2 tRNA genes and 1 rRNA gene are annotated in these 3,355 nt (G+C 51.8%); all 3 read right to left on the bottom strand.

Features of this window, described 5'->3' with window-relative positions:
• Positions 1–28 precede the first annotated feature (28 nt).
• Positions 29–2,921: ribosomal RNA gene (locus tag BLR77_RS24755) — 23S ribosomal RNA — on the bottom strand.
• Between the two features lie 258 nt (positions 2,922–3,179).
• Positions 3,180–3,255, bottom strand: a tRNA-Ala gene (locus tag BLR77_RS24750).
• A 22-nt stretch (positions 3,256–3,277) separates the two neighbouring features.
• A tRNA-Ile gene (locus BLR77_RS24745) sits at positions 3,278–3,354 on the bottom strand.
• Position 3,355: the final 1 nt, after the last annotated feature.

The following is a 3,355-nucleotide window of genomic DNA, read 5'->3' as shown; positions in this document are numbered from 1 at the left end:
ATGCCTTCGCAGATTGTTTGGGTGTTATATGGTCAAGCCTCACGGGCAATTAGTATTGGTTAGCTCAACGCCTCACAGCGCTTACACACCCAACCTATCAACGTCGTAGTCTTCGACGGCCCTTTAGGGGACTCAAGGTCCCAGTGAGATCTCATCTTGAGGCAAGTTTCCCGCTTAGATGCTTTCAGCGGTTATCTTTTCCGAACATAGCTACCCGGCAATGCCACTGGCGTGACAACCGGAACACCAGAGGTTCGTCCAACCCGGTCCTCTCGTACTAAGGTCAGCCCCTCTCAAATCTCAAACGTCCACGGCAGATAGGGACCGAACTGTCTCACGACGTTCTAAACCCAGCTCGCGTACCACTTTAAATGGCGAACAGCCATACCCTTGGGACCGGCTTCAGCCCCAGGATGTGATGAGCCGACATCGAGGTGCCAAACACCGCCGTCGATATGAACTCTTGGGCGGTATCAGCCTGTTATCCCCGGAGTACCTTTTATCCGTTGAGCGATGGCCCTTCCATACAGAACCACCGGATCACTAAGACCTACTTTCGTACCTGCTCGACGTGTCTGTCTCGCAGTCAAGCGCGCTTTTGCCTTTATACTCTACGACCGATTTCCGACCGGTCTGAGCGCACCTTCGTACTCCTCCGTTACTCTTTGGGAGGAGACCGCCCCAGTCAAACTACCCACCATACACTGTCCTCGATCCGGATAACGGACCAGAGTTAGAACCTCAAGGTTGCCAGGGTGGTATTTCAAGGTTGGCTCCATGAGAACTGGCGTCCCCACTTCAAAGCCTCCCACCTATCCTACACAAGCAAGCTCAAAGTCCAGTGCAAAGCTATAGTAAAGGTTCACGGGGTCTTTCCGTCTAGCCGCGGATACACTGCATCTTCACAGCGATTTCAATTTCACTGAGTCTCGGGTGGAGACAGCGCCGCCATCGTTACGCCATTCGTGCAGGTCGGAACTTACCCGACAAGGAATTTCGCTACCTTAGGACCGTTATAGTTACGGCCGCCGTTTACCGGGGCTTCGATCAAGAGCTTCGCTTGCGCTAACCCCATCAATTAACCTTCCGGCACCGGGCAGGCGTCACACCCTATACGTCCACTTTCGTGTTTGCAGAGTGCTGTGTTTTTAATAAACAGTCGCAGCGGCCTGGTATCTTCGACCGGCATGGGCTTACGTAGTAAATACTTCACCCTCACCGGCGCACCTTCTCCCGAAGTTACGGTGCCATTTTGCCTAGTTCCTTCACCCGAGTTCTCTCAAGCGCCTTGGTATTCTCTACCTAACCACCTGTGTCGGTTTGGGGTACGGTTCCTAGTTACCTGAAGCTTAGAAGCTTTTCCTGGAAGCATGGCATCAACCACTTCGCATTCTAAAAGAACGCTCGTCATCAGTTCTCGGCCTTAAGATCCCGGATTTACCTAAGATCTCAGCCTACCACCTTAAACACGGACAACCAACGCCGTGCTGGCCTAGCCTTCTCCGTCCCTCCATCGCAGTAACTAGAAGTACGGGAATATTAACCCGTTTCCCATCGACTACGCATTTCTGCCTCGCCTTAGGGGCCGACTAACCCTGCGTCGATTAACGTTGCGCAGGAAACCTTGGTCTTTCGGCGTGCGAGTTTTTCACTCGCATTGTCGTTACTCATGTCAGCATTCGCACTTCTGATACCTCCAGCAAGCTTCTCAACTCACCTTCACAGGCTTACAGAACGCTCCTCTACCGCTCATCCAAAGGATGAACCCGTAGCTTCGGTGTATGGTTTGAGCCCCGTTACATCTTCCGCGCAGGCCGACTCGACTAGTGAGCTATTACGCTTTCTTTAAAGGATGGCTGCTTCTAAGCCAACCTCCTAGCTGTCTAAGCCTTCCCACATCGTTTCCCACTTAACCATAACTTTGGGACCTTAGCTGACGGTCTGGGTTGTTTCCCTTTTCACGACGGACGTTAGCACCCGCCGTGTGTCTCCCGTGCTGACACTTGCTGGTATTCGGAGTTTGCATCGGTTTGGTAAGTCGGGATGACCCCCTAGCCGAAACAGTGCTCTACCCCCAGCAGTGATACACGAGGCGCTACCTAAATAGCTTTCGAGGAGAACCAGCTATCTCCGAGCTTGATTAGCCTTTCACTCCGATCCACAGGTCATCCGCTAACTTTTCAACGGTAGTCGGTTCGGTCCTCCAGTCAGTGTTACCTAACCTTCAACCTGCCCATGGATAGATCGCCCGGTTTCGGGTCTATACCCAGCGACTAAAGCGCCCTATTAAGACTCGCTTTCGCTACGCCTCCCCTATTCGGTTAAGCTCGCCACTGAATATAAGTCGCTGACCCATTATACAAAAGGTACGCAGTCACCCAACAAAGTAGGCTCCCACTGCTTGTACGCATACGGTTTCAGGTTCTATTTCACTCCCCTCTCCGGGGTTCTTTTCGCCTTTCCCTCACGGTACTGGTTCACTATCGGTCAGTCAGTAGTATTTAGCCTTGGAGGATGGTCCCCCCATGTTCAGACAAGGTTTCTCGTGCCCCGTCCTACTCGATTTCATTGATAAGAGCGTTTCGTGTACGGGGCTATCACCCACTACGGCGGCACTTTCCAGAGCCTTCCACTACACTCAAATCAACTTAAGGGCTAGTCCCCGTTCGCTCGCCACTACTTAGGGAATCTCGGTTGATTTCTTTTCCTCAGGGTACTTAGATGTTTCAGTTCCCCTGGTTCGCCTCTTGCACCTATGGATTCAGTACAAGATACCCGGCTTATGCCGGGTGGGTTCCCCCATTCAGAGATCTCTGGATCACAGTCTGTTTGCCGACTCCCCAAAGCTTTTCGCAGGCTACCACGTCTTTCATCGCCTCTGACTGCCAAGGCATCCACCGTATGCGCTTCTTCACTTGACCATATAACCCCAAGCAATCTGGTTACTGTCTCAATCGTGAAGACGACATTCGCCGAAAATTTGCGTCTTGAGAACTACAAATTTTACCTTGACCAGATCAATTGCCAGTGAAAGCAATTAATCAGTCACTTCTATCACATATCCAAATTTTTAAAGAACGATATTCGTACCGGTCAAAAGACCAGAAATCAGCACTCATCAGGGCTACCCTGAAGCGCTCATTTCTGAACTCTTTAACACTCACCGCAACACGAGAGAGTGGTGGAGCCAAGCGGGATCGAACCGCTGACCTCCTGCGTGCAAGGCAGGCGCTCTCCCAGCTGAGCTATGGCCCCGTATTCTTCTGCACCAAGCAATTGGTAGGTCTGGGCAGATTTGAACTGCCGACCTCACCCTTATCAGGGGTGCGCTCTAACCAACTGAGCTACAGACCTA

The sequence above is a fragment of the Ectopseudomonas alcaliphila genome (genome assembly GCF_900101755.1).
GTDB classification, from domain to species: Bacteria; Pseudomonadota; Gammaproteobacteria; order Pseudomonadales; family Pseudomonadaceae; genus Aquipseudomonas; species Aquipseudomonas alcaliphila.
Note: the sequence above shows the minus strand (reverse complement) of the source record. Positions and strands in the feature narration are given on the sequence as shown.